At 38.5% G+C, this 25,860-nt stretch carries 23 protein-coding genes; 19 read left to right on the plus strand and 4 right to left on the minus strand.

From position 1 onward, the window contains the following. Positions 1-192: 192 nt before the first annotated feature. Both T356_RS20595 and T356_RS19740 read left to right on the plus strand, forming a co-directional pair. Positions 193-1,803: a hypothetical protein gene (locus T356_RS20595; protein ID WP_051563484.1), complete on the plus strand. Its 1,611-nt coding sequence runs from the start codon at positions 193-195 to the stop codon at positions 1,801-1,803. Between the two features lie 28 nt (positions 1,804-1,831). Next, positions 1,832-2,368, plus strand: coding sequence for a hypothetical protein (locus T356_RS19740; protein ID WP_035781352.1), 537 nt, complete (start codon positions 1,832-1,834; stop codon positions 2,366-2,368). Between the two features lie 87 nt (positions 2,369-2,455). Here the strand turns inward: T356_RS19740 and T356_RS0115320 are convergent, their stop codons facing one another. Further along, entirely contained in the window at positions 2,456-3,862 is a 1,407-nt protein-coding gene (locus tag T356_RS0115320; RefSeq protein ID WP_026515246.1) for a zinc ribbon domain-containing protein, read from the minus strand. Positions 3,863-4,706: 844 nt separating this feature from the next. Between T356_RS0115320 and T356_RS21660 the strand changes: the two genes are divergently transcribed. The 7 genes from T356_RS21660 to T356_RS0115350 all read left to right on the plus strand — a co-directional run bounded on the left by T356_RS21660 (position 4,707) and on the right by T356_RS0115350 (position 10,955). Beyond that, positions 4,707-4,859, plus strand: coding sequence for a hypothetical protein (locus tag T356_RS21660; RefSeq protein ID WP_255346982.1), 153 nt, complete (start codon positions 4,707-4,709; stop codon positions 4,857-4,859). After that, a complete protein-coding gene (locus T356_RS19745; RefSeq protein ID WP_255346983.1) occupies positions 4,837-5,646 on the plus strand; it encodes a PDDEXK nuclease domain-containing protein in 810 nt (269 codons plus the stop codon). Before T356_RS21660 ends, T356_RS19745 begins: the two co-directional genes overlap by 23 nt. Positions 5,647-5,773: 127 nt before the next feature. Continuing rightward, complete coding sequence (locus T356_RS20600; RefSeq protein WP_026515247.1) at positions 5,774-6,859, plus strand: hypothetical protein; 1,086 nt, start codon at positions 5,774-5,776, stop codon at positions 6,857-6,859. A 556-nt stretch (positions 6,860-7,415) separates the two neighbouring features. After that, on the plus strand, positions 7,416-7,730 hold the full coding sequence (locus T356_RS0115335) for a hypothetical protein (protein ID WP_026515248.1): 315 nt from the start codon (positions 7,416-7,418) through the stop codon (positions 7,728-7,730). A gap of 2 nt (positions 7,731-7,732) precedes the next feature. Further along, positions 7,733-8,092 carry a hypothetical protein gene (locus tag T356_RS0115340; RefSeq protein WP_026515249.1) on the plus strand — a complete coding sequence of 120 codons (360 nt, stop codon included), beginning with the start codon at positions 7,733-7,735 and terminating at the stop codon, positions 8,090-8,092. Between the two features lie 16 nt (positions 8,093-8,108). Beyond that, positions 8,109-9,788, plus strand: coding sequence for a T7SS effector LXG polymorphic toxin (locus T356_RS0115345; RefSeq protein ID WP_026515250.1), 1,680 nt, complete (start codon positions 8,109-8,111; stop codon positions 9,786-9,788). Positions 9,789-9,809: 21 nt separating this feature from the next. Beyond that, positions 9,810-10,955 (plus strand): hypothetical protein, encoded by a 1,146-nt coding sequence (locus tag T356_RS0115350; RefSeq protein WP_026515251.1) that lies wholly within the window; start codon positions 9,810-9,812, stop codon positions 10,953-10,955. On the opposite strand, the gene T356_RS21190 is transcribed toward T356_RS0115350, so the two are convergent. Continuing rightward, positions 10,952-11,215 (minus strand): hypothetical protein, encoded by a 264-nt coding sequence (locus T356_RS21190; protein ID WP_155839059.1) that lies wholly within the window; start codon positions 11,213-11,215, stop codon positions 10,952-10,954. The two genes, T356_RS0115350 and T356_RS21190, sit on opposite strands and share 4 nt — an antisense overlap. A 206-nt stretch (positions 11,216-11,421) precedes the next feature. Here T356_RS21190 and T356_RS0115360 point away from each other — a divergent pair, with 206 nt between their 5' ends. Both T356_RS0115360 and T356_RS0115365 read left to right on the plus strand, forming a co-directional pair. After that, positions 11,422-11,910, plus strand: a complete 489-nt coding sequence (locus tag T356_RS0115360; protein ID WP_026515252.1) for a low molecular weight protein-tyrosine-phosphatase — start codon at positions 11,422-11,424, stop codon at positions 11,908-11,910. 189 nt (positions 11,911-12,099) lie between these two features. After that, on the plus strand, positions 12,100-13,473 hold the full coding sequence (locus tag T356_RS0115365; RefSeq protein WP_026515253.1) for an MATE family efflux transporter: 1,374 nt from the start codon (positions 12,100-12,102) through the stop codon (positions 13,471-13,473). On the opposite strand, the gene T356_RS0115370 is transcribed toward T356_RS0115365, so the two are convergent. Next, positions 13,474-13,800: a YolD-like family protein gene (locus tag T356_RS0115370; protein ID WP_026515254.1), complete on the minus strand. Its 327-nt coding sequence runs from the start codon at positions 13,798-13,800 to the stop codon at positions 13,474-13,476. It lies immediately after the preceding gene. A 174-nt stretch (positions 13,801-13,974) separates the two neighbouring features. Continuing rightward, a complete protein-coding gene (locus tag T356_RS0115375; protein ID WP_026515255.1) occupies positions 13,975-15,240 on the minus strand; it encodes a Y-family DNA polymerase in 1,266 nt (421 codons plus the stop codon). A 188-nt stretch (positions 15,241-15,428) separates the two neighbouring features. Between T356_RS0115375 and T356_RS0115380 the strand changes: the two genes are divergently transcribed. From T356_RS0115380 to T356_RS0115415, 8 genes are all read left to right on the plus strand, one after another. Next, positions 15,429-17,039, plus strand: a complete 1,611-nt coding sequence (locus tag T356_RS0115380; RefSeq protein ID WP_026515256.1) for a helicase HerA-like domain-containing protein — start codon at positions 15,429-15,431, stop codon at positions 17,037-17,039. 279 nt (positions 17,040-17,318) lie between these two features. After that, positions 17,319-18,221, plus strand: coding sequence for a hypothetical protein (locus tag T356_RS20605; RefSeq protein ID WP_051563485.1), 903 nt, complete (start codon positions 17,319-17,321; stop codon positions 18,219-18,221). A gap of 451 nt (positions 18,222-18,672) precedes the next feature. Then, positions 18,673-19,440 carry a flagellin gene (locus tag T356_RS0115390; RefSeq protein ID WP_026515257.1) on the plus strand — a complete coding sequence of 256 codons (768 nt, stop codon included), beginning with the start codon at positions 18,673-18,675 and terminating at the stop codon, positions 19,438-19,440. A 353-nt stretch (positions 19,441-19,793) separates the two neighbouring features. Further along, positions 19,794-20,720 carry an ABC transporter permease gene (locus T356_RS0115395; protein WP_026515258.1) on the plus strand — a complete coding sequence of 309 codons (927 nt, stop codon included), beginning with the start codon at positions 19,794-19,796 and terminating at the stop codon, positions 20,718-20,720. A gap of 18 nt (positions 20,721-20,738) precedes the next feature. After that, positions 20,739-21,797 (plus strand): ABC transporter permease, encoded by a 1,059-nt coding sequence (locus tag T356_RS0115400; RefSeq protein ID WP_026515259.1) that lies wholly within the window; start codon positions 20,739-20,741, stop codon positions 21,795-21,797. Positions 21,798-21,847: 50 nt separating this feature from the next. Then, the gene (locus T356_RS0115405) at positions 21,848-22,837 is read left to right on the plus strand and encodes an ABC transporter ATP-binding protein (RefSeq protein WP_026515260.1); all 990 of its coding nucleotides are present in this window, start codon (positions 21,848-21,850) and stop codon (positions 22,835-22,837) included. Continuing rightward, a complete protein-coding gene (locus tag T356_RS0115410; protein WP_026515261.1) occupies positions 22,834-23,826 on the plus strand; it encodes an ABC transporter ATP-binding protein in 993 nt (330 codons plus the stop codon). Before T356_RS0115405 ends, T356_RS0115410 begins: the two co-directional genes overlap by 4 nt. Before the next feature lie 38 nt (positions 23,827-23,864). Then, positions 23,865-25,742 (plus strand): peptide ABC transporter substrate-binding protein, encoded by a 1,878-nt coding sequence (locus T356_RS0115415; RefSeq protein ID WP_026515262.1) that lies wholly within the window; start codon positions 23,865-23,867, stop codon positions 25,740-25,742. Positions 25,743-25,860 lie beyond the last annotated feature (118 nt).

Here is a 25,860-nt window from a genome sequence, read left to right on the forward strand (position 1 = left end):
AATTATAAGAAAATGATTATTTCGCTTTAATTGGGGCTTAATAATTGACTGGTAGAATAAGGTAAGTAATTGTTTGTATTAAATAAAATTACATGCTGTTGAATACGTTAAAAGAGTAACATTGTATCGCTTTTTACTATATGATGTGCTTACATTGTGATTAAGATTTTGAAAAGGGGCAATAGTGCGGCTATGATAAGAAAGCTTTTAATAACCTTACTTATTATCACAATACCTGTAGTTTCTGGATGCAGCCAAAATACTGTAAAAACACAAGCTGTAAATGGGAATGAATCACAAATTACAGATGGATTTGAAAAGGCTGAGTATAGCAAATATAATTCTTTAGCTAGTGAAAACGGATTAGCAGGCGCGCACATATACATCGAAGGTAAAATCACAGAAATTAACTCTGAAAATGAATTTTTTATTGTTAATACTAGCGATGGTGATTGGATAGTAGCTTTTCCTGGTGCTGGGGATACCTTCCGTACTAAGTTGGATTCATTTGCAAATCATAATGTTAGAGTGTTGGGAGACTATTTGGGATTGCAGCTTCAAATGAAAATACCGGGAATTACGCTAGCAAATCAAAACGCCATGGTTGTAAGTTTAGATGGGAATGATGAAAAGATAACGGCAATTGATTATGCTGAAAGTGGAATTAAAGAGAACTGGACTTCTCCACAAATGGATAAAGAAAAAATAGTAGGAGACATAATATTTAAAGAACCATCTAATTGGAAAACTGAATCAAGCACTTCAGATGAAGGGGCGGAGAGAATATATTATTATCCATATGGCGATAATGCAGTTGGTTTAGTAATGGTCCAAATAGGTGACGATTCTGAAGATTTAAAATATGACTCTGTACTGACTGGGTTAGTAAAAAAAGATGAGGATAGGATTGAGAGCGAATTTACTACAATTTCTGGTCAAAAGGGATTTTATGTAAAATACAAAACTCAAATAAATGATAATCCCTATATTGTCAAATGTTATATGTTAAAAAGTGGAAAGAGTTTTTCAATGTTTTCCTTTGGCGAATTAAATACTTTATCTAAAAATATGGATAAGTTTTCAGATAAATTCGTTTCATGGATAACGATCAAAAACTCGTTGGAATATGTTAAGTCTCATATTACTGTGCTTGATGATGCTACCCCGGTGATCTTTTATAAGTGCAAATATGAGGAAGCAGACAGTAATGATTTCTTCTTCTCTGCGTCAGGCATAGTAAAAGATATTTCCATAATAGGAGATAAAGTATCGAGTTTTAAATTTTGTGAAGTTGATAATAGTGGAGAATTATATGAATCCACAGTTTTTGTTGAGGGAAATGAAATAGGTATATCAAGGATAAAAAAAGGAGCTTCATATGAGATAAAAGGTTATGTTGATGAAGAAAAAGAGTTACATGTCTATGCATTTCAAGATATAGAGCTTGACTACAAAAATGAAGATCTGGAGCAGGTTTATAAAAACAATTGCTCATCATATACGTATGAACAAATTGCGAGAAATCCAGATAAAGTGTTAGGAGAAAAAGCTAAGTTATCAGGACGAGTTGTTCAAGTAATGCAAAATGGAAAGAAATTTACATTAAGAGTAGCACTTAAGAATAACTATAATAATGTTATATATGTCGAGTATGAAAAAAAGTCCGATGACGAGGACAACATTTTAGAAGATGACAACGTTGTAATATATGGGGAACTTTATGGGACAGAAACATATACTTCTGTGTTACAGGCATCTATAACTATTCCAAAAGTCGAGGCGGAATATATAGAAATCAAATAATACAGTAATAATAAAGGGAGATTTATTTATGCCAAGAATCCACTATACAGTTTATAGAAACAGTTCACTTGCCACCACAATTGACGTCATCGGCTCTTTTTCTGCAGGCATAGGTTTACTCTCATTATTAAGGATGCTATTTAAATGGGGATCCTACTATTTTTTTTCGATACCTATTGATGTTCTGATTTTTATAACTATGTTATTTCTTGGAGTAGGTCTAAAATTTTTAGCATCAACTATTGCCAACAAGAAGCAGCGAAAAGAAATCGAAAAAATGAGAATTGCTGAACAAATGAAGCGAGCAGAACGACAGAAAAAGTTTCTAACTAATGATGAAAAATCAATACTACTTACAGATTTGCAACAGCCGGACAGATCATACCTTACTCATTCAAATATTATGAAAGAATCAGATGATGAATATATAATAATATTCAATAATCAAGGATGTTATAAAAAATATATTGAAAATGATTTTTCTCGTCAAACTATTGTAGATTATTTCAAAAGAAAACTTGGTAATGAGGTAAAGATATATTTTCGCTTTGAACAACAATATTAAGACATACGCAATAATAATGCACCAAATAGGCAGCCTTCTGAACTGGGCAGGGAATTAAGCTCATTCTGGAAGGCTGCTTTTTAAGAGTTATTTATATGGTTCAAAGTGTTGCATATACTTTTCACATTCTTGAGGAGAAGATCCTGTAACCATAATGTATCCAATGTAATTATCATTAAAAATTATATATTCATATTCATATAATGTGAGATGAGTATCAAAATTGATGGTTACAATGACACCTTTGTATTGTTTCTGACAAAAAATGCCAGAGATGTCGGATACGTTCACTTCTGTTGCATCAAGTTCTTTCTTTGTTTCTTCAGCGCTAACATAATCCAGTATGTTGAATTCATTAAAGATATCTTCGGTGAGTTTTCCGGTATATAGGATTCTGACAGAGATTGTAGTTAATCCGTCTTCTGATTTTGCTAACATTTCTGATCGAGCAATACCATTTTGGATATCTCTGCATAAATCGGAGTAGAAGTCTGAAGAAGAAACTCCATCAAATTCTATCATCTCATCTTTAGTATTGTATTTTAGGTTATTTGGTAATTTTAATTTTATATTTAATGAGTGACTTATGAAGGATTGGTCGTTATATTCTGGTTGTATATAATTAAAGTTAGAAGGAGAACTGTCTTTTGCGGAGTTGTTTATTTCAGTTGTAGATTCACTTGTGCCGGTTGGCGTATTATCTGAAATAATGGAGCTGGTTTCAGTTACAATATATGATTTGCTTGTTGGAATTAAAATACAGTAAGCAAAAGAACTTATGATTGAAGCAACCAATATGCTTATGGTAACATAGCTGTATTTTTTATTAGGAGTATTGAACAGTTGCTTTCGATGTCTAAAATAGATGGAATTTATTATGATATGTATTGTGCCTGCTAAAATTTTTGTTACAGCATTTGATTGGACACTATAGTCGGCATAGAAAAATAAAAGTTCATTCAATGCGACAACTACAGTTATAGCAAAAAAGAAAATTAAATATAAAGGGGAGGATTGGATATATTTTCTTAAGCCATAATGAATACAACCAATGAGGGCTATCAAAAATAGTGTCATTAGAGCATTAAAGTAATATGCTAACGGAGTATCAGGCGCTCCAAAGTATGATAATAAATCAAATAATTGTGGAAGGCTTACTAAAATACTTGCTGGAAGAAAAAAATAGATTAAAAATATGAACCAGCCCATTTTTTTTGAGTAAGGATTATCACATTGATATGTTGGAGTTGAAGAAAGCTTATTACGCTCTTCAGTTTTATAAGAGACTGATTCATTTGTAATAGAACTAATTGAAGCAGCTTTGTTATTATCGGCTCCTTCAGTGGGAAAGTCTGTGGCTGGGGGGACGGTAGTGGTTGGAGAGTTGATTTTTTCGTTGGTGGAAAAATATTTTGAAGAACAACCACAGTTTGGACAATAGTCGGCTCTAATCGAAATTTTTTTTCCACAATCGGGGCATCTGATTAAACTCATATTAGCTGTCTCCCTTCTATATTACTGTATCGAGATGTAGTGAATAGTAAAGAACACATCTAAGTAGTTTTTTGGATGAAGTTGCATTTTTATTATAATGCTTTTGGATTGTGTATGACGAAAAAGTTTTAAATGCAATGTGGATTTTAGTAAAAAAAACTTCTTGATAAGTTTATTTATGCCTGTACATAATCATGCAGCATGGGACAATGCAATCCTGTGCTGCTTTTTATTTGCTTTTTTGCCAAAATACGGCACAATCCCAACTCCGAATATCTCCGAATGGCGAACCCAGGGTGACTACTTTATGACTACCTTTCATGTCCATGATATTCCGAAATATTCCGTAATATTACACGATTGTGTTATTATTTTAATGTCGCGTGATAGAGTAAACACTTTTGTAATCCACCGGTGGTGCGCATTTCAGCGAATAACTCGGAATATCAAGGAGTAGGAATATATGATTAAGATACTATTCGTCTGCCACGGCATACCCCTCTAAAAACTCTTGAAACCTGCATGAATACTGAGTTTCGACTTTTGCGTGATATAGCTTTAACCCCCGTTTAACCCCTGTTTTTTAGGGTAAATAATCTCATTTTATAATTAAGAAAAAACGAAGAAACACATGATTTTTGCGCTACATAGAGCAGTTATTCGAATGGATAGCTGTTCATTTTTTTAAAACGGCATATGTTATGAGAAGATGTGACGCTATGAAAAGTGAGCTTACATAGAACAGCTATTTCGAAAAAGGTAGCTGTTCTTTTATTCTATGACCTTAAAGGATATGATAAAATCTGTTATTAGATAGTAGTGAAAAAAGAGGGTGCTAATACTTATGGAAAAGAACGATATAATTTTGAACACAAATAGAGATATAGCTAGCGAGGATACATATAAAGCAGTTCGCGGATATGTTGTTGATGCACAGAAACAGGTTACTGTAGCTGTAAACTCTGCGATGGTTATTGCATATTGGAATATTTGGTAAGCAAATTTATGAGGCTTGTGGCGAAAACGAACGTGCTGAGTATGGAAAACAGCTTCTCAAATACTTGTCGGATAAGTTGACGCGGGAATTCGGCAAGGGATTTGATGAAAGTAATTTACGTAATATGCGTCGTTTTTATAATATATTTCCAATTCGTGACGCATTGCGTCCTGAATTGAGTTGGACTCGTTATCGAAGCCTTATGCGTGTAGAAGATGAAGAAGCGCGTGCATTTTACTTTGATGAGGCTGTAAAGTGTGGTTGGAGTTCCAGACAGTTAGATAGACAGATTAATTCTTTTTATTATCAAAGAATTTTGGCAAGTAAAGATAAGAAGAGCGTTTCAGAAGAGATTAATGAATTAGAGCCAAAACCAGAATATGAAAAAATCATAAAAGATCCATACGTTCTAGAATTTTTAGATTTACCGGCAAATGAACATTTTTATGTTGAAGGACGTCATTTTTATATTGATTTGGTTTTCTACAATTATATTCTAAAGTGCTTTGTGCTCATAGATTTAAAAATTGGGGACTTGACTCATCAAGATTTAGGGCAAATGCAGATGTATGTAAATTATTACACTCGTAATATGATGAATGAAGGGGATAATCCTCCAATTGGAATTGTATTATGTGCAGATAAGAGCGACACACTTGTAGAATATACTTTGCCGGAAGACAATAAGCAGATTTTTGCTGCAAAGTATTTGCCGTACATGCCAACAAAAGATGAACTTAAACGTGAATTGAATATTGAGGATTTCGAGAAGAAAGACGTAGATTAATCAATTAAAATAGTCCCGATTACATAGAACAGTTATCTCAAAACTGAGGTATCGAGGATACGGAGTTCATAAGAAAAAACACCAGGATGGGAAAAGTTTATAAAGAAATGGGAAGGGTGAGAATTAAGTGAAGGTAAGTGAGAATCTGAATTTATTGGGAAAAATCATATTATTGTTTTTGCTGCTTTGTTGTACCTTTGGCCTTATCGGATGCGGTTATACTCCTGAGGAGATTGCAACAATCAATTCGTATAAGACTCAAGGGGAAAGAAATGCAATTAATTATATACAGCAAAAATATGGCTTTACTCCAACTGTTACAGAGGTGGAAAACCAATATGGTGAGGGCGGCCCAATCCCAGATTTTACACCCATGCCAAATGGTTCGGTATTGGTCACTATGAATTATAACGGTAAAGAGTTTAAAGTAGAGATTACCGGAGAACAGGAATCACTTGATGGTGCGGATGATTATCAAAAAGAAGAAATTCTCATTTATCTTAATGCTCATATTAAAGAAGACTATCCAATGGTTGAAGAGGCGGTGTTCTATTATTTTGAAAAAGACGACCACTTCTTTTCTCCACTTTTCACCGGTGATAATTTTTATGATTATGTAAAAGATTCGTATGTTGTTTTAAAAATATGTAATAAGCAGGTTACAGATTTTCCACTTAATGCCTTTGTGTCTGATGTACAGTGTGAATCGGTAAATATCATAGATTATAAGGATAAAGAGAAAATGCCGCTTATGTTTAATTCCGGTATATGTACTTTATCGAAAGGACCTGATATGGATACAATCTTACCTTATATCGATCAATATCTGTATTATGACAGATTTAATACTGAGGAGCCTTATGCAAAAAACGTTTACACCAAATATGATAAGGATTTTGTTGTTTGTACGCTTGAAGACGAAAATGTTATTGTCAGTGAAGAAAAAATGACTGCAGCTGATTTCGTAAAGAGAATTGGTTTAAGATATGTGTCGTCTTATAAAATACAGTCAAATGCTGAAGAAGTATATGTCTACATTCCTCATGATATGGTGAAGAATAATGAGAAAATTGTGGTCTACGCCGGAAAATATGAGACTTTATCGTATGAAAGCCTTGACTATACTTATTTTGATAATTTTGTGATCAAAAATGATCATGATAATTTTGAGACCTCTTTTACATTCAAGATTTATGCCAAGAAAGACAAATAATATTTTTTTCAAATCAGCCCTAACATGGTAAGACATATCTTGCCTTATTAGGGCTTTTTTATTGTAGATAATATTAGTGTTTAAAGGAGATAAATACCATGAAGTTGGGAATCGTTATTTGAAGTCCTATTTCATATATCTCCATAAAGAGCCATAAAACTCTATGAAACTGCATATTTACTGGGCTCGTGGTAATTTGTTCTCACATGTAACTTGTTATAAATTATTATAATTTATAGAAAAATGGTACTCCAGTGGTACTCGGTATGGTACTCGATATTCGGGAGACCAAGAAAAAATATCAACATTATTTCATTTTGTAACAAGCTATATTGAGACCCAAGTTAGCAGATAAAAAAACAGCATCGGATAGTCAAATTATGCTCATTCCGTAAGGCTGTTTTTATTGTGTATTTTTGGGAGGATTACCATTTTTATATTTGCATCCCCAGGGGATACAGGCTCTTGAAGAAAGATAATTTTTCGTGATAATATGTTAAAAGCATATTTATAATTGAAAAACGATTTACGGAAAATAGATAGGAGAAGAAGTAATTTGGGGACCAATAAAGAAGTTTTCATGGACACGCGAGTGTTTACAGACATTGTTAAAGATATAGGCGGCGCTGCATCTGCCTGCGTTCTTTCGAATGAACCGCTTTCAAAAGCCGATTTCTTGGATGATTCTGATGTCGGAAAAGAACTTCATTTTCTTTTAAAGGAAGCATATAAGATGACCGAGCTTCATCGAAAGGAAACATCAGAATCTTTACCAAGGGCACTTCTAAAACTTCGTGACAGTATGGTCACTGTAGATGATGTTCTTAGCAAGAGTCTTGTAGTAGAATCGCCCGGAGGGAGCAAAAGATAAGTATGGATCACGAGAGAATATCACATCTTAGACATAAGATCAGAGAGTATGAAGGATATATAGCTGAACTTGAGGAAGCATGCGCCGTTGTTGACAGAACAAGGGTGGAGATACGAAATGAGAATGAAGAACCTTTGAAGCAATTTGACATTTCATCAGCCGGAGCATGGGAAGGCGTGCTTGAAGATGAGGCTGAGGATCAAAGAAATGAGATTGTTTATAGCATTGAATTAAGCTTAGAACAAGCTTCAGATTTTATATCGGATGCACAAAGAATTATTGAAACGCTTAGAGACAGGATTTCAGATTTTGAAAGTGAGATAGAAAGTCTAGAATCGGTGCAGGATGAGTATTACGGATAAAAGATAGAGAGAGTATATGGGGAAAAAGTACGACGCAAGGAAAATGACCGAGCTATGCGACACAATAGGATATGTGGTCGAAAAGTATGCTTCACACGCAGAAATGCTCGAAAATGAGTATGAAATATATAACAGCAACAACACTTATAGGGGTGAAGCGGCTGATGCTTCGAAAGAGTTTGTATATAAAGGACAGGGGAGACTTACCAAAGAGCAGGTCAGAGTTCTGACAAGACTTAGCAGAAAGTTTAATGAAACGCAAAATTCTTTTAGCTCAATGGTCGATTCTTCGCCAAATGCCAAGATAGACACAGATGTCATCGAATACGATAGGAGGTATTTTGAGAGGCATAAAGAAAGCTTTGAAGAGAGAGCATATAAGCTTGAGCGTATTACGCGGGAAATGGCTGATAAGTTTGAGCGGTTTGGATACATTACAAGTATAAGCTGTGACAGGGCAAGGTACGGATTTGAAGATATGTGCGGCTATAGTGGCTTCATGAATAAGTGTCTGCGGAAGTTTGAAGAGTTTGATGAAGGTATAACGTCACATCTGAAAAGTTCCGGGATTGACAGTTACATGTATGATCTTGAAAAAGATACCAAAGCTACAATAAATGCTCTTGACGGAATGACGGTTTATAAACCTGATGTTGAAAAGATTACCGTCACTCCGATAGCTCAGATGGCTTCGAAGATGATGTACAGTGCAGGGCTTATACCTATACAGCAATCGGGGCAAAGTCAAACGGTTCTAACCGTCCCCAATTGGATAAAAGATATTTTGAGTGATAGCGAGATTCGTCAATATTTTAAATATACAGATGATGGTTTCTTTATTTGTACATTACCGATGGATAAGTTGTTTGAAAAAGCTGGATTGACAGACGCAATGCAAACAACTGTAGAGAGTTGGTATCTTATTGGAGTATACGATCCTGAAAAAAAACCTCCAGAAGTTACCTATGGAGCAGCAATAATAAATCAAAAGGGAAATCAGGGCTCAATAATTCCTTTTACAGCTATAAATATGGATTTGATGGAAGAAACAATTACGGCATATCAGAAGGGAGAATCGCTTGACATGGATAGCTTATATACTTCTATTGCACCAATATTACTTGCTGATGATGAAGAACAGTATTATAAGCACCCAAATGAAAAAATGATGAAATACTTTTGTGATGCAGGTAATGATGGGAGCATATTGGTTGCAGATCTTGTTGTACAGGACAACCTTAAGAGATTTTCATCATCTTCTTCGTTAACAGATACAACAGTTGTTGTAGAATTTGCCTACAAGTATGATGAGTACTGTTCACAAAGTCGTAATACTATCGATTCTTTGATAGACAAAAAAATTTGTACAAAGGATCCAGTAACAGGAACAATCACGATGACCATACAAGATTCTGATAATCTATCAATGGATGAATACAATGCTCTTTTGATGATGACAACTGACGATCCTGATATTTATGCTTATATAGCTGAAAACAATGCCCATGCCAAAGCCCTTAGTTTTAATTTTCAACCAAAGGAATCAATCCAATCTGATTGCTGGCCTGGAGAAAATGCTAATGCAGATGGTGATGGCAACCAATCGTCAAGTGGAAGTGAACATTCCTATAAAGATAAAGACGGAAGATATTATAAAAAGGCGGTAAAAGAGCATAAGGATCAATTTACAAATTAATGATTAGGAGTATGAAATACAGTGAATAAATTTATTAGAGCAATAGAAATAATCATGGTAGCCATAATAACAGATTATATTTTCCTTCTATCAGCTTTAACGTGTGGATTGAGGCCTATTTTCTATCTACTTCTTATCCTGCTTCCGTTTTTGTGCAGTATTTTGTTTTATATGATCATTCAGTTTCCGTCGTCAAAAGAGAAAGTGGCTTTCACTTTATTTAGGCTAATATTATTGCTTGCCTTGTTGAAATTTTTTGATATGAGATTTCTTGGAGGCGACGCAGATGTAATGTTCTTAAGTTTTGTTTTGATAATTATTTTCCTGGATGCAGTTTTATCTGTATTGATTTTTTATCTGATCGGATGGTGGATGACAAGAAAACAATTAAGTGTTTCCTTGGATATTCGTTGCAAAAGTGTCGTAGCGGTCTTGCTGACTTGTTTTATGATCATTACAATTCCAATTTTGCTAAAAAACTATTGGCATTGTTTTGATGGTTCGTGGTCGGCAACTTATGTTGGTAGATATAGTAATGATAAGGTGGTTCTTGATCAGCATTATTTTTGTTACAACGACGTAGTTGAAGCTGATTTTAAGGTTAGAGACGGTTTGATAGTATTGGATAAAGATTCTATTCGAATAAAAGAGAATTCATCAGATATTTATTCAGATTCTCAAAAGCAGCATATGTTAAACGAAATTATTTTCTTGGCTGAAAAAAATGACATTAGCCTGAGATCTTCGAATTCCGAAATGTGGTTTAACCATGACAGTATACATTTGGATTCTACCATTTTAGATCGAGTACGTGACACAGTTCCTGCCTTTAGCTATTTTGATGGCCCGTGGTCGGGGACTTATGTTTCTGATGATAGTAATAATAAGGTGATTCTTGATCAGTATTATTTTTGTTACAACGACGTAGTTGAAGCAGATTTTAAGTATGGAGACGGGGCGATAGTATTGGATATAGATTCTATTCGAATCAAAGAGAATTCATCAGATATTTATACAGAATCTCAAAAGCAGCAAATGTTAGATGAAATCATTTCCTTAGCAGAAAATAATGGCTTTCACCTGGCAACTTGGAAGGGGGAAGTGTGCTTATACTTATACCATCATAGCTTTACAAATTTTGACGTTTTGCATCGAGTAGTTGACTAAGTGCAAATGCGTCCAAGTAAAGAGGGTGTATTTGTAATACAGAATTGTTCTGCATCGATGATTGGCATAGGCGCTGCTTTGACATTTGGCACTATTGCAGAGATTGGTGCAGGAATATTAGGTTGGAAGAAATTAAGAGTTGGGTTGAACCAAGTGGAGTTAAATTCTTGGTATAAATGGTAAGAACTCTTCAGTTGCAGCATGGGACAATGCAATCCTGTGCTGCGTTTTCTTTGCTCTTTTTTGCCAAAATACGGCATAATCCCAACTCCGAATATCTCCGAATCACAAACCTCGCCTGACTACTTTTTGACTACTTTTGATGTCCATGATTTTCTTAGATATTCGTAGTTATTACACAAACTGTGATATTATAGGTTTGGCACCGTGATACATGAACACAATTTTTATCCCGCAACGGTGCGCATTACAGGGAATAACTGGGAATTATAAGGAGCCAAATTCAATGATAAGAATTTTATTCGTCTGCCACGGCAACATATGCCGTTCTCCCATGGCGGAGTTTGTTCTAAAAGATATGATAAAGAAGCGTGGACTTGAAGATGAGTTCTATATTGAGTCGGCTGCGACAAGTACTGAGGAGATATGGCACGGAGTTGGGAATCCGGTGTATCCTTCGGCTAAGGCGAAGCTTATGGAACATGGTATAGGGACTTCGGATAATGAACTTGGCGTGGGAGAGAAGAGAGCCAGGCAGACTGTGCGTGGTGATTATGAGAAGTTTGATTATATAATAGGTATGGATAGCGCCAATATCAGGAATATGCATAGGATATACGGCGGAGATCCGGATAATAAGGTGTACAAGATGCTTGATTTTGCGGGAAAAAGTGCAGATGTGGCAGATCCTTGGTATACAGGCAACTTTGATGCTACATGGAACGACGTTGTAGCCGGCTGTACCGGACTTATTTCCAAGATCACAGAAACATAATATTTTTTTATCTAAAAAATACATGCATTCTTGAACATAAAGTTCAAGAATGCATCAACCAAGCCAATTTGAATCGACTTTGTCGATGAGGCTTGGTTGACTCTTGAATCACTTTCTCACGAAATCCGCAGCTAGTGCGGATTTCTGTAATTTCATTTAAGATGTCATACTTATGAAAGAGGATGCTTGATGAAAAAGACCGGAAATACAGTTATAGATGAAAAAACACCGCTTCTGGTATTGGCGGGTCCCATGTTCTTGGAGCTCTTGCTGAATACAATGCTTCACAACGTCGATACTGTCATGCTGAGTCATTACAATGAATACGCTGTCGGAGCGGTTGGCAACGCAAATACCATCATGTTTATGATGATCATTCTTTTCAACATCATTGCTACGGCTACGAGCGTAGTTGTGGCGCAGTATCTTGGCGCAAAGATGTATGACCGGATGAACATGATATATACGCTTTCAATCGTTGTGAACCTGGTGTTTGGTATTGTGCTGAGTGCGGCTTTCTGTGCGGCAAATCCGTTTATAATGGAATTTCTTCACGTGTCACCTGAGATGCGCCCGTTCTCCATGATATATATTTATATTGTCGGAGGCGCAGGTTTTCTGATGGCTGTGTCCAATGTTATGCTCCAGATACTGCGCTGTAACGGATATACCAAGATAGGCATGTGGGTTACGTTTGGTATAAATATTGTCAACATCATAGGTAATTATTGCTTCTTATACGGTCCTCTTAAATTTATGAATATGGGTGTTGCCGGTGTGGCAATATCGACAGTTGTTGCAAGGCTTCTTGCTGTAATCGCGCTTATCAGTTTTTTCTATATGACAAAGACGGGAAAGATTTCCATTCGCTATTTAAGACCATTTCCGGGCAAATTGCTTTTTAAGATGATAAAGATAGGACTTCCGTCTGCGGGCGAGAATCTGACCTATAATCTTTATCAGACCACTTTGCTTTCTTTTATTAATGCGATGGGAAATGATGCGGTTAATGCAAGGGCGTACTGCAATACACTTATTTCTTTTGCGATGATCTTTTCAAACGCCTCTGCTATGTCCACCCAGATAATCACAGGGCATCTGGTAGGTGCGGGAAAGACTGAAGAGGCTTATAAAAGAGTATTTAAAACACTTAAGACTTCTATGCCGATTACGATAGCACTGGCTTGTATAAATGCGCTTCTTTGCGGATATACTCTGCAGATATTTACTGATAACTTCAATATAATTGCGCTTGGAAGGGCGATAATGGTCGTAGATATATTTGTTGAGGCGGGGCGGTGTCTTAATATGACTTTTGTAAGCAGTCTTAAAGCGGCAGGGGCATATATATTCCCGTTTATAGCAGGAGTTCTGTGTAACTGGGGCCTTGGCCTTACGGTGGGATATACTGTCGGAGTAGTGCTTGGGCTGGGAGTTGCCGGAATCTTTATAGGGACGGCTACTGACGAGTGTATCCGAGGATTGATCGTCATGTACTATTGGTATAAGGAGAAATGGCTCGGAAAGTCTGTGGTAGACAGTAAGGATATTCTGGTTGAATGATCAACCTTCTTCAAATTTTACATCAAGGATATCTTCGAATTTTATCTTGGTATTTACAATCTGAAGAATCCGGGATGTTTCGTCAAAGCGGGCAACCATGCCTGTTACCTTTAAGTATTCGTCCTTGTGAAAGTAGATACAGGTTATAATAGAACCTTTTTTGATATTGTGCATTTTCTTATCGAGTTCTTCGGCCATTTCGTCGGAGAGCTCGATTTTTGGTACTTTTATTTTTTCTTTTGCCAAAAGAGCTTCGTCAAGTCCCTTAACGGCCTGGAAAGGTAGAAACTGAGCGGCTCTTTTGTCCATTGACATTTTTTGTCTCATTTGTATGTCCTCGGATGAAAAATGAATTAAATATACATTCTTGAACATGAAGTTCAAGAATGCATCAACCAAGCCAATTAAAATCGACTTCGTCGATGGGGCTTGGTTGACTCTTGAATCACTTTCTCACGAAATCCGCAGCTAGTGCGGATTTCTGTAATTTCAGTTAAGATATCATGCCTTGTGGCCACCAATCTGATTGTTGCGGCCTCTTGTCGTTGCGCCGTCTTCGAAGTTAAGGCCCTTTAAAATTGCATTTTTGCCGAATTTGTTCTTTATCTCAAGGACGGCTTTCTGCATCCGCCTGTCGCGTTCAAGGTCGGCGGGAGATACGAAGAAGGAGTACTGCGTGTACTCTTCGGGGATGACGTTATTTGCAACTACGTACATCCTGCGTACGAGGTACGTGGGATTGACAATCTGTTTGTAGAGGTCGGCAATTCCGGGAATCAGAAGCATTGAAGCGTTGGTCTCCGTATCAAGTGAAAACGTGCCCTTCGCAGAGGGGATGGGCGAGCCTTTTGCATATCCGACCATAAGGGAAAAAGACTTACTTACAAGGCCTTTGTCGACCATATCAAGGCACATTATATCAATCATCTCTTTGGCTATAACTAGCCCTTTTTCATAGCTGTAATCGCTCATAAGAACCTGCCCCTGACTGAGCGAATGAGACGAAGAGTGGTATGCTCTGATATCGCTTATCGTAACGGGTTCACGTCCCCATGCATGATCTATAAGGAGCTCAGCATTTACACCAAACAATTTATAAAGAAGGTTCTCATCGCCGTTTGCGATATCTCGCATGGTGAGCATTCCGTAGGTTGCAAGACGGTTTGCGATACCTTTTCCGATACGCCAGAAATCAGTGAGCGGTCTGTGATCCCACAAGGTCTCGCGAAAGCTCTTTTCATCAAGTTCGCCTATGAAGTCGGGAGCGTGCTTGGCAGTGATATCGAGGGCAATCTTTGCCAGAAAAAGGTTACTTCCAATGCCGCAGGTAGCGCGCAGTTGCAAGGTTTTCTCTATATCATTCATTATCTGCTGACCGAGCTGTCTGGCAGTCATATGGTAGAGATTCAGATATTCGGTGACATCCATGAATGCTTCGTCGACTGAGTAGACGTGAATGTCATCTTTGGAAATATATTTAAGGTAGATTCCGTATACTTCGGCGGAACAATCAAGATATTTCTGCATTCTGGGAACTGCCATGATGTAGTCGATATTCTTGGGTATTTCAAAAACACGGCATCTGTTGTGGACGCCGAGGGCCTTCATTGCCGGTGAGACAGCAAGGCATATTGTCTTGTCGGAGCGCTCCGGATCGGCAACGACAAGGCGTGTTGTCATGACATCAAGGCCTCTTTCCGCGCATTCCACCGATGCGTAGAATGATTTCAGATCTATGCAGATGTAAGTTCTTTCTTTCCCTACCATGCGATAATGATATCGAACATGCGTTCTTTTGTCAAGCAATATATCAGATTAAAAACGATATACCGCTTTGTTTGTTAATATGAAGCCGAAAGGCTTGAAATAGGGATTTTGATTTGAGGTTCCATCGTGTTATAATAACCCAAATGGCCAATCGTAAAAACTGAAAATTTGTAAGTTAGGAGGGGACTATGTTAAAAGACGGAAAGATTTGGATTGCCAATACAGAAGATGGTAAAAACGTATTTCTTTTGCCCAAGATGGCTAACAGACATGGGCTTGTAGCGGGTGCTACCGGAACGGGAAAAACGGTCACGCTTAAAGTCTTGGCGGAATCCTTCAGCGACATGGGAGTTCCTGTATTTCTTGCAGATGTTAAGGGCGATCTCTCGGGAATGGTGTGTGAAGGCACGGATTCCGAGGATATGCAAAAGAGAATTCAGAAATTTGGGCTTGCGGAAGCGGGCTTTAAATATCAGAAATATCCGGCGACATTTTGGGATGTTTTTGGCGAGAAGGGAATACCGCTAAGGACAACGGTTTCTGAGATGGGACCGCTTCTTTTGTCCAGAATATTGGGACTTAACGACCTTCAGAGAGACATTTTATCTATTGCATTCAAGATTGCGGATGATAACAATCTTCTTTTGATAGATACAAAAGACCTCAAGGTGATGCTCAATTACATCTCGGAGAACAATAAAGAGTTTGCGGCTGATTACGGCAATATCAGTAAAGTTTCCGTTGCTGCGATCGTGAGAGCTATAGTATCGCTTGAGATTGCGGGTGCTGATAAGTTCTTCTTTGAGCCGGCGCTGAATATAAGAGATTGGTTCACGACGGGAAGTGACGGCAAGGGAATGATCAATATTCTCGACAGCACAAGTCTTATCAATAACGGTACTTTGTACGCTACGTTCCTTTTATGGATGCTTTCGGAGCTCTTTGAGACGCTTCCGGAAGTCGGAGACCTTGATAAGCCCAAGATGGTGTTCTTCTTTGATGAGGCACATCTTTTGTTTGCTGATACGCCCAAACTTCTTATGGATAAGATAGAGCAGGTGGTTAAGCTTATTCGTTCAAAAGGAGTGGGAATCTACTTTGTAACGCAGAATCCAAGGGACATTCCCGACGGTGTTCTTGCGCAACTTGGAAATAAGATTCAGCATGCGCTTCACGCATATACGCCGGCAGATATGAAGGCGGTGAAGGCTGCAGCTGATTCATTCAGGGAGAATCCGGCATTTAAGACCGCGGATGTGATCCAGGAGCTCGGAACGGGTGAAGCTGTGTGCTCATTCCTTTCGGAGGACGGAACACCTACTGTCTGCGAGAAGGTTAAGATTTTACCGCCTCAGAGTAAGTTTGGCGGAATAGATGATTCTGTCAGGGAAAAAGAGATCAAGGGTAGTATGCTTTACAGCAAGTATTATGAGCCCGAAGATCCCGATTCTGCTTATGAATTCCTTGAGCGCAAAGGCCTTGCCGATGCGGAGGAAGCAGCTAAATTAAAGGCTGAAGCAGAAGCTGCGAAGGCAAAAGAGAAAGAGGAAGCCGCTGCAGCGAAGGCAAAAGAAAAAGAAGAGGCCGCAGCAGCAAAGAAGAAGGAAAGAGAAGAAGCTGCCGCTGAAAGAAAGAGAAAGCAGACAGCTAAAACAATAGGTAATTCAGTGGTTGGAACTGTCGGAAGAGAAGTTGGTAAGACAGTCGGAGGAAAGTTCGGAAAATTCGGAAAGACTCTCGGCGGAAATCTTGGTGCCAGCCTTGGAAGAGGAATTCTTTCCACGTTGTTTAAATCTTAAGAATATGGTAGGAGCGTGAGCTCTTTAGGCTTTTGGAACTGACTCTTGGACAAAGATCTTTTTAAATAGAAAAAGCGCCTTTACAGGCGCCTGATATTTGGGAGGAGGGGTTGTCAGATGGGGAAATCTGACAACCCGTGTATGAAAAAAAGTATTGTTGGGGGTTCAGAAGGTATGTTCTTCTGATGGTTATATGTTACAACCCAACTGTAGACAAAATGTGTCAGAACTCTAAAAGAAATATAACCTATTATTAAATAAGTATTGGAGTAAAATAAAATGTCAGGAAATAATCGAAGAATAGACGGAAATATCCCCGGAGATCGTGACGGATACGGACACAGCGAAGAATATATGGCTATAGACAGATATGAAGACGAATTCAGAGATGATGAATACGGTGATGACTATAGGGATGGCTACAGAGACGACTACAGAGATGATTACAGAGACGATTATGATGATGTAGACAGAGACCGTGACCGTTACAGAGATGACTATGACGACAGAGATTACGATCGTTACAGAGATGATTATGACGACGCAGACAGAAATCGTGGTCGTTACAGAGACGATTACGATGATGTAGACAGAGGCAGAGATCGTGACCGTTACAGGGATGATGTCGATGACAGAGACCGCTATAGGGATGAAGACCGCGAGGAATATAGGAATCGCGGCAGTTATAGGAAGGAGGTAGGAAGTATAGATCGTTACAGAGATACAGACAGGAATCGCGACAGAGGAAGAGACCGTGGCGAGCCTGCCAAAAATACATATATTCCAAGAGACAGAAAAAGATTTGCTTTCGGTAGATTGATATTTACGCTTATGGCTATTTGTCTGTCTTTGATGCTTTTCGTTAAAGTCGCATTGCCTAAGATCATAAATAAAGCAAAAAAAGCCGCTGCAGATAAGGCAGTAGACATAATGTATGAGAATGTTGAAAAAATCGCGGGAGATAATCCCAAGGTAAAAAAGATACTGGAATCAATGTCTGAGGAAGACAAAGAGAAAGTAAGCGAGATCGTTGCAGAACACATGGATGCTGAGACGATGACCGATGTTATGGAATACGTGAATAAGAATGATCAGGCCGGACTCGTTGAATATGCTGCAGAGAATTTTACTCCGGAGGAGATGAGCGAGTTCAAGGACCTTTACGAAAAATATAGTAAATAATTCAGAAATGCGTAGTAAATGAGATTAAAAAAAGCTTGTATCGATTTATTATTTATCGATACAAGCTTTTTTGTCAGATAAAAAAATAAAATTAATCCTGATACGCAAAAACACCCACGGGGGGACGTGAGTGCCTGCGATTTTCTTATGAGGGGGAGATAGTGATTAGCTCTACAGATTAGAGCAAACTTACATCACTAACTTAATAATAACTATATACTAAAATTGTGTTCAAAAAGTGAAAAAATCAGACTTTTTTTAAAAAAATTTACAACCCAGTAACCATCGGGGCTTTCGCTATTTTTTAAATCATTATTTCATTTTTAATAGAAAATAACGGTAATTCTGTTTCAGTTTTACGAATTTATCATAGAATATGTATAGATTTTTTTTACGATGATGCTACTATAAAATCAAGTTATTGTTTTTTCGCTTATAAAAGGAGGTTAATATGAGTAGCATATCATCTGTTAGCGGGAGCGCAGGTTACTCGCCATACTCAGTGATATCAAATGGCGGGTCCTATGTCAGGGCTGCTCAAGGGGCTTCAGAACTTGCAATGCAGGAGAGAACCAAACAACAGGTAGGTGGACTCGAAGCAGGTTCTGAGAATCTTACATCCGCCGGATCGGCACTTAAGGTAAAAGACGGCGCGATGGAAGAAGTTACCGGGTATTTACAGTCAATCAGAGATCTTTCGGTTAAGGCAATGAACGGAACAATGTCAGACAGTGACAAGAAATCCATTCAGGATCAGATTGACCAGTACAAAAAAGGTATTGAAGATATTGCCAACAATACTTCATACAATGAAAAGAAACTTTTAAACGGGACAGCAAAGGATATGACTGTTGCATCCGATGCAAATGGTTCAAGGGAGACTATTTCGGGCAACAATATGACATTAGATGCACTTGGTATCAAGGACTATGACGTTACCAAGAATTTTGACCTTAAAGATGTAGACAAGGCACTTGATAAGGTTTCGAGTGCAAGGTCGGACACAGGTGCCAAGACAAATGCTGTAGATTATGCTCTTTCGTATAATTCTCATGCGGCACTTGAGCTTGATGGATTCCAGATGGACAAAGAGGAGAGAAACAGCGTAGATGCTTATCAGAAGCTTAAGACTAAGCAGGCGCTGGATGTCTATCAGAACACTCTTCAGAAGAAGAGGCAGGACGACGAAGAGCGCAAATCTATGATGCTTTTCGCATAATTTTGTGTTTACATAAATACAAAATCATAACATCTGTCCGCGTATTGCGGACAGATGTTTTTTTGTGAAGGATGCTTGATATATATTAATCACTTTTATTAAGTTTAGAGTGAATTTAATCAATCTACTTGACATAAGTTTGGTATTTATTTATCATAATTTTTGCTTGCACGTATTATTAACAATACGTGTATATCAAGGTGATAGAACGATACAATGGCGTACGGGCAAGTATGTCATTGTATTTTTTTTTGTGATTTAACGTGGTGCAGTGCTAATGTTATGAACGAAAAACATCTTGAGGGCAATTTACATATAATTTTTAATCATAGAGAGACAGGTTGGAGAGATTTATGAACACAAAGACACTGATGTACATTCTAAAGAGGATTTTGCTTGCAGTTGTTACAGTTTGGGTGGTTATAACAGTTACGTTTTTTGTAATGCATGCAGTTCCCGGTGGCCCATTCGTGGGAGAGAAAGCCGTAACCCCAGCGGTTCAGGCGGCAATGGAAGCCAAGTATGGTTTGGATAAGCCCCTTGGCGTACAGTATTTGACTTACTTGAAGGACATTACCAGATTTGACTTTGGTCCTTCACTGAAGCTCAGAGGTCGTAATATTACAGACATCATTGTTGACGGAATGAAAACTTCTATCAAACTTGGTGTTATCGCAGCTTTTATAGCACTTGCATTTGGAGTTGTATTCGGATCTATCGCGGCACTCAGAAGAAATAAGATTATTGACAGGATCATCATGATAATCACAACGGCATTTGTATCTATGCCATCTTTCATTATGGGATCTTTATTGCTTATCGTTTTTTCCACTAAGCTTGGTTGGTTACCGGCTAACGGTGCACAGAAGAACGGACTTATTCTTCCCGTTATCACATTGTCACTTTATCCGATGGCTTACATAACAAGACTTACAAGATCGTCAATGCTTGAAGTTCTTGGTCAGGACTATATCAGAACAGCTAAGGCCAAGGGTGTTTCAGGTGTGAAGATTATTTTTGGACATGCACTTAAAAATTCACTTATCCCGGTTATCACATATTTTGGACCGATGCTTGCATATATCGTTACGGGATCACTTGTTGTAGAGCAGATTTTTGCTGTTCCCGGTATCGGAAGAGCATTCGTAAACAGCATCACAGGTCGTGATTATCCGCTTGTTATGGGAACGACAATTGTACTTGCTACACTTATTGTTTTTATGAACCTTGTCGGCGACGTTATGTACAAGATTGTTGATCCTCGTATTACATTAGAATGATTGGAGAATTTTTGAGACATGGATAATAAGATATTAAGCGCACAGGTTAATATGGATGATTTTATTCCAGCAACCGAAGAAGAAAAAGAATATATGGTGCAGATGCGCCCTTCATCTACATTTTTTAAGGATAGTGTAAAGAGACTTCTTAAAAACAAGGTCGCAACTGCTTGCTTCTTTATTATAGTATTGATTACATTGGCCGCAATTTTTGTTCCTATGTTTTGGCCTTATAAATATGATCAGGCTCTTGGAATGGTTCCCGGAAAGCCTGTAGATAACACATTCAACGATCTTGCTCCGTTTGAATACGGAAGATCTGAGATCAAAAAAATGGATAACGGAGAGAAAGTTGTTCCTCATATTTTCGGAACAGACTCTCAGGGACGTGATTATTTCATAAGAGTAGTATATGGAACACGTATTTCACTTGCTGTAGGTTTCTTTGCAAGTATCATCGTTCTTATTATTGGTATGACGATCGGAGCTGTGGCAGGTTATGCCGGAGGCAAAGTCGACCTTATAATAATGAGAATAGTCGATATTATTTATTCACTTCCGGATATGCTGATGGTTATTTTGCTTTCATCGGTACTTAAGGTTGCTCTTGAGGGAACACTTGACGGAACTGTTCTTGCTAAGATTGGTTCAAATATTATAAGTTTGTTTATTGTCTTTGGACTTCTTTATTGGGTATCAATGGCAAGACTTATAAGAGGACAGATTTTGTCACTTAAGGAACAGGAATACGTTTTGGCTTCACAGGCAGCCGGAGCAAAAGGAAAGTGGATTATTTTAAAACATCTTATTCCCAACTGCTTTTCAGTTATTATAATTTCAACAGCGCTTCAGATTCCCAGTGCTATCTTTACTGAGAGTTTCCTTTCATTCTTGGGACTTGGAGTAAATGCACCGATGCCTTCATTGGGATCACTTGCTTCAGATGCGCTTAACGGAATTAGTTCATATCCTTACAGATTGGTATTTCCTGCGCTGGTTATTTCACTCATCGTTTTGTCTCTCAATCTATTCGGTGACGGACTTCGCGATGCGTTCGATCCTAAGCTTGATACTTGATGTGACTGATGGTTTTACAGTAGAACAATACAATTTGGAGATTTGAAAAGATGAGTTTATTAGAAGTTAAAGATCTGCATACCTCATTTTTTACCGACGCCGGAGAGGTTAAGGCAGTTAATGGCGTATCATTTTATTTAGACAGAGGAAAAGTCCTCGGAATAGTAGGAGAGTCAGGTTCAGGTAAGTCTGTAACGGCATATTCAATCATGCAGATTCTTGCCGGAGCCGGAAAAATCGTTTCGGGCTCAATAAAGCTTGACGGACAGGAGCTTGTAGGTGCAGGCGAGAAAGTCATGAAGACAGTACGTGGAAATAAGGTTTCTATCATTTTCCAGGATCCCATGACATCTCTTAATCCTACTTATACAATAGGACACCAGCTTATGGAGGCAATTCTTCTCCATACAAACAGAAACAGAGAGCAGGCTAAAGATCGTGCTATAGAAATGCTCAGACTTGTTAATGTTAATGAGCCTGAGAAGAGAATGAATCAGTATCCTTATGAGTTCTCAGGCGGAATGAGACAGCGTGTTATGATCGCTATGGCTCTTGCATGTGAACCGGATATTCTTATTGCGGATGAGCCTACTACAGCGCTTGATGTAACAATTCAGGCTCAGATTCTTGATCTTATGAAATCACTTCAGAAAGAACTTGGAATGGCTATTATCATGATCACACATGACCTTGGTGTAGTTGCCCAGATGTGTGATGAAGTAATTGTAATGTATGCCGGATCAATATGTGAGCAGGGAACTGCAGATGAGATTTTCTACAATCCTTGTCATGAATATACAAAAGGATTGCTTCGCTCAATCCCTACAGAGGGAAAAGAAGGCAAGAAGTTAGAGCCTATTACGGGAACACCTATCGACCTTCTCAATATGCCAAAAGGATGTCCTTTTGCACCAAGATGTGATGCTGCTATGAAGATCTGTCTTCGCGAGAGAGCAGAACGTATGCAGATTAATGATTTACATGCAGCGGGATGCTGGATGAATGTGAAGAAGCAGATGGAAGGCGGTGAACCGAAGTGAGCGAAAATTTAAATAACGAAAAAAATCTCGTTGAAATTAAACATTTAAAAGAGTACTTTAATATTAATGTAGGATTTTTTAAATCCAAATATTTAAAAGCCGTTGATGATGTTTCTTTTTCTATTAAAAAGGGTGAAACACTCGGACTTGTAGGTGAGTCCGGATGCGGTAAGACTACAGTTGGAAGAACAATATTAAATTTATATAAGCCGACAGACGGAGAAATTTGGTACGACGGAAAGCTTATCAAGACAAAGAACGATATTAAAGAGTTTAGAAAGAAAGCTACAATGGTATTCCAGGATCCTTATTCATCATTGAATCCCAGAATGACCGTTTCAGATATTATCGGCGAACCTCTTGATATACATAAGCTTTACAAGACAAAAGAAGAGAGAAGAGAGCGTATTCTTGAGCTCATGAGCTATGTTGGACTTAACAGTGAGCATGCTTCAAGATATGCGCATGAGTTCTCAGGCGGACAGAGACAGCGTATCGGTATAGCAAGATCTCTTTCTGTAAATCCGGAATTTATTGTGTGCGACGAGCCTGTATCTGCTTTGGATGTATCAATCCAGGCACAGGTTATCAATATGTTTGATGAACTTCAGGACAAACTTGGGCTTACATATTTGTTTATTGCCCATGACCTCTTGGTTGTAAGACATATCAGTGACAGAATAGCAGTTATGTACCTCGGTAAGATGGTTGAACTTGCAGATGCTGATGAGATTTATAATCATCCGCTGCATCCATACAGCAAGTCACTTCTTTCTGCGGTTCCTATTCCGGATCCTAAGATCGCAAGAGCAAATCAGAGAATCGTGCTTTCGGGTGATATTCCGAGCCCTCTTAATGCTCCTTCAGGTTGTCCTTTCCGCACCAGATGCCCTTATGCAAAGGCTGATTGTGCAGAGTGCATGCCTGAGTTCAAAGAAGTAAGTAAAGGTCACTTTGTTGCGTGTCATCATGTAGAAGACGCCAACTAAATGATATATAACATTCATAATTCATAAGGAGGAAAATTATGAAAAAGAAATTACTCTCAGTACTTCTTGCATCAAGTATGTTACTGAGCCTCGCTGCTTGCGGAAATAAAACTGACAACGCAGATCAGGCGGGGGCACAGACATCTGCTGCTACAGCAGATCAGGCAAATACAGAGGCAAAGCCTGCTGAAGAAGGAAAGAACATTGGTGTTATTAATGTTTGTTTGGCATCTGAACCTCAGTCACTTGATCCTGCAATTAACTCATCTGTTGACGGTGCTACACTTATCAGCCACCTTTTCTCAGGTCTCGCTAAATGGGGCGCTGATGCAAACGGTAAAGCTGAATTGCAGCCCGATTGCATAGAGGCATTTACTGAAGGCGTTAAGAATGATGATGGAACAGTTACATACACATATAAGCTTAAAGATGGTCTTACATGGTCAGACGGAAAGCCTGTAACAGCAGGTGATTTCGTATACTCATGGAACCGTGCTGCAGGTCAGGAGCTTGCTGCTGACTATGGCTACATGTTTGATGTAGTTGCTGGTTACGATGAGATGTGGGCAGATGATGCAAAGGGCGATGAGAAGCTCAATGTTGAAGCTCCCGATGACAAGACTATCATAGTTACTTTGAAGAATGATGTTCCTTATTGGAACGAGCTTCTTGCTTTCCCTGCTTACATGCCTGTTCGTGAGGATGTTGTAACAGACGAGAGCTGGGCTGCAGATCCTAAGACATACATCTGTAACGGTGCTTACACAATCAGCGATTGGCAGCACAACTCAGTTATCAAGCTTACAAAGAGAGAAGATTTCGTTAATGCAGCTGAAGTTACAATGAACGAGATCAACTTCTATCTTTCTGATGATGTAAACAACATGCTTGCTAACTTCGAGAACGGATCATGGGAGTTCATCGATGATGTTCCTACAAACGAGATCCCTTCACTTAAGGAGAAATATCCTACACAGTTCAAGATTGAAGGTCAGCTTGGAACATATTACATCTGCTGGAACATTAACCAGGGACTTCTTCCTGCATCTAAGAAGCTTACAGGTGTAGAGAAGGCAAACGCTGAGAGCGAGATTCGTAACGCATTCGCACTTCTTATCGATAGAAACTATATTGTAAACGACGTTGCTAAGGGTGGACAGATTCCTGCATCTTCATTCGTTGCTATGGGTCTTACAGATGCTGACGGTTCACAGTTCTATGAGAACGCAGGATCAGATCCTAACGTTGTAGGTTACTATGATGTTACTGAGCCCGCTTATGAAGATAACTGGGCAAAGGCTCTTGAGACACTTAAGAAGTACTACACATTTGATGAGACTAAGCAGGTATTCACAGATGTTCCTACACTTACATACCTTTACAACACAAACGAAGGCCACAAGGCTATCGCAGAAGCTGTTCAGGCTACATTCTCAGGTCTTGGAATTACAATGAACCTTGAGAACCAGGAGTGGGCTACATTCCTTGAGACACGTAAGAAGGGTGATTACTCTGTTGCACGTAACGGATGGCTCGGAGATTACAACGATCCTATTTCATTCCTTGATATGTGGCTTACAAACTCAGGTAACAACGATGTTCAGTTTGGAAAGGGCGCAAACGCTGATGTTAAGGCATACAGCATCGACCTTACAGACCTTGGATATGAGACAAAGGTTGAGAATGGAACATGGGCTGAGACTTACGATGTAATCGTAGGAGATATCAAGACATGTACAGATACAAAGACTCGTTATGAGCTTATGCACAGAGCTGAGGATCTCCTCATGTCTACAGGTTGCATCTGCCCTATCTACTACTACACAGATATCTACATGATCGATGATAGCGTAAGCGGATTCTTCTCAAGTCCTCTTGGATATAAGTTCTTCATGTATGCAAAAGTTAACAAGTAATTGAATACGTGATATAATATGAAACGCCGCCTCGGTAGATACTCGGGGCGACGTTTTTTGTGCAGAGCACTTAGCGCGGTTTTTTCGAGCTTAGTGCGAGCCATGGGTGAACACTTAA

It is taken from the genome of Butyrivibrio sp. LB2008, assembly GCF_000621565.1.
GTDB lineage: Bacteria > Bacillota > Clostridia > Lachnospirales > Lachnospiraceae > Butyrivibrio.

Coding starts and splice junctions, on each gene's coding strand:
- T356_RS20595 (WP_051563484.1), top strand. CDS start 193: ATGATAAGAAAGCTTTTAATAACCTTACTTATTATCACAATACCTGTA.
- T356_RS19740 (WP_035781352.1), top strand. CDS start 1,832: ATGCCAAGAATCCACTATACAGTTTATAGAAACAGTTCACTTGCCACC.
- T356_RS0115320 (WP_026515246.1), bottom strand. CDS start 3,862: ATGAGTTTAATCAGATGCCCCGATTGTGGAAAAAAAATTTCGATTAGA.
- T356_RS21660 (WP_255346982.1), top strand. CDS start 4,707: ATGGAAAAGAACGATATAATTTTGAACACAAATAGAGATATAGCTAGC.
- T356_RS0115340 (WP_026515249.1), top strand. CDS start 7,733: ATGGATCACGAGAGAATATCACATCTTAGACATAAGATCAGAGAGTAT.
- T356_RS0115345 (WP_026515250.1), top strand. CDS start 8,109: ATGGGGAAAAAGTACGACGCAAGGAAAATGACCGAGCTATGCGACACA.
- T356_RS21190 (WP_155839059.1), bottom strand. CDS start 11,215: ATGCCGTATTTTGGCAAAAAAGAGCAAAGAAAACGCAGCACAGGATTG.
- T356_RS0115360 (WP_026515252.1), top strand. CDS start 11,422: ATGATAAGAATTTTATTCGTCTGCCACGGCAACATATGCCGTTCTCCC.
- T356_RS0115365 (WP_026515253.1), top strand. CDS start 12,100: ATGAAAAAGACCGGAAATACAGTTATAGATGAAAAAACACCGCTTCTG.
- T356_RS0115370 (WP_026515254.1), bottom strand. CDS start 13,800: ATGAGACAAAAAATGTCAATGGACAAAAGAGCCGCTCAGTTTCTACCT.
- T356_RS0115375 (WP_026515255.1), bottom strand. CDS start 15,240: ATGGTAGGGAAAGAAAGAACTTACATCTGCATAGATCTGAAATCATTC.
- T356_RS0115380 (WP_026515256.1), top strand. CDS start 15,429: ATGTTAAAAGACGGAAAGATTTGGATTGCCAATACAGAAGATGGTAAA.
- T356_RS20605 (WP_051563485.1), top strand. CDS start 17,319: ATGTCAGGAAATAATCGAAGAATAGACGGAAATATCCCCGGAGATCGT.
- T356_RS0115390 (WP_026515257.1), top strand. CDS start 18,673: ATGAGTAGCATATCATCTGTTAGCGGGAGCGCAGGTTACTCGCCATAC.
- T356_RS0115395 (WP_026515258.1), top strand. CDS start 19,794: ATGAACACAAAGACACTGATGTACATTCTAAAGAGGATTTTGCTTGCA.
- T356_RS0115400 (WP_026515259.1), top strand. CDS start 20,739: ATGGATAATAAGATATTAAGCGCACAGGTTAATATGGATGATTTTATT.
- T356_RS0115405 (WP_026515260.1), top strand. CDS start 21,848: ATGAGTTTATTAGAAGTTAAAGATCTGCATACCTCATTTTTTACCGAC.
- T356_RS0115415 (WP_026515262.1), top strand. CDS start 23,865: ATGAAAAAGAAATTACTCTCAGTACTTCTTGCATCAAGTATGTTACTG.